At 44.1% G+C, this 1,382-nt stretch carries 1 protein-coding gene; it reads right to left on the reverse strand.

Annotation, left to right across the window (positions count from 1 at the left end; genetic code table 11):
* The coding region (locus AB1552_14420) for an IS701 family transposase (GenBank protein ID MEW6054953.1) at nt 1–1,319 on the reverse strand (1,319 nt) is incomplete at its 3' end.
* Between the last annotated feature and the right edge of the window lie 63 nt (nt 1,320–1,382).

Raw genomic sequence — 1,382 nt, forward strand, 5'->3', positions numbered from 1 at the left:
TGGAAATCGGTGTGAGTGCTAGGGAGGGGAATAGCTCCAGGGAACCGATTCATAAAAGCAATTAATTGATTTAAGCCCGTATGTAGCTGAGGCAGAGGGAAGATTTTCAACCAAGACTTGATGAGATTGAAAGCGACAAAGGGTTGGATAACTAAACGCAAGTTGTTGAGCAAGTTTTTCCAACCGGTTTTATCGTTCCATTGGTCATGTTCAGATAACAAAAGTCCCAGTCCTGTAGAGGAGATGGAGCCTAGAGGTTTGTTGAGAGTTGACAGAGCTTGTGCATGCAGACTCACCAATAAGTAAGCGCTACAAACTATCTCCCACCATTTTTCAATATCTGGATAGCTGGTCAGGCGAAAATCTGCCCATCCTAATTCATTCTTACTCTGTTTTAAGCCATATTCGACCCAATTGCGTAAGCCATAAAGGTTGCCCACTTGGTGGTACTTGATATCGGGAACTTTCGTCATGATGTACCATGTTTCATTCTTGGGTAAGGTTTGGGGGTTCGTCGTCACTTCCCAGTACCGTTGCTTCAGACGCTTGCCATAGATGATTTCTCGGATGTAACGCACTTGCTTTTTGCTGTCAGCAAATATGCGGTCGAATTTTCGCCACTTGTTGTACCTTATCCTTTGATGCGATGGCATCCAGACTCCGTGGTTACTGCGGATTGCCACCACATAGTTGAGGTTTAATTCCTCTAAGCTGTCAATAAAATTGCTTCCACTCTCCCCATATAGGCTATCAGCCAGCACTAAGGAGAACTTAAAGCCTTTGTTTTTGAGTTCCCTGAGCATTTCGGCAGCTATTTCCGGTTTCGAGCGTTCGCTTTCTCCTTTTTTAAGTCTCGATTTTGGTTTGTATACCTCAAAGGTCAACATCACCGTCATCCCATCAATTAGTCCATAAGCTGTTACCGCCACTATCCCCTGCTCTACCTTACCTAAGTTGCCAATATACTGTCGGCTGACATAATCTGTCTTTTTGCCTTTTTTTCTATCTCCTGTCTCATCGATAATCACTATTATTTCTCGCCCGTTCAAGGCTGTTAGTATCAGTTCCAACCTTCTTTCTCTCAGTTGTTTGGCTGACCAAGGTGAGGTGGTTACAAAATGGTGAAGCGACTGGGCACTCTCTAACCCAACTACTTTGGCTATATGGGGTAGCGTTTTTCGCTTAATGTCTGAAATTATCCCGACATGCAACTGTTTAAATGCCTCAAAGCTTCTGACTTCTGGAAACAAGCTTTTATAGCTCTCACAATATTCATCAATAAACCTGACTGTGGGTTGGGCGGCTCTCGGCTCTGTCATCGGTACAGCCTCGGTTTCAGCGATTTGTACTGATTATACTCTCCCTAGAGTGACACAAGAGCG

This window comes from Nitrospirota bacterium (genome assembly GCA_040754395.1).
GTDB lineage: Bacteria > Nitrospirota > Thermodesulfovibrionia > Thermodesulfovibrionales > SM23-35 > JBFMCL01.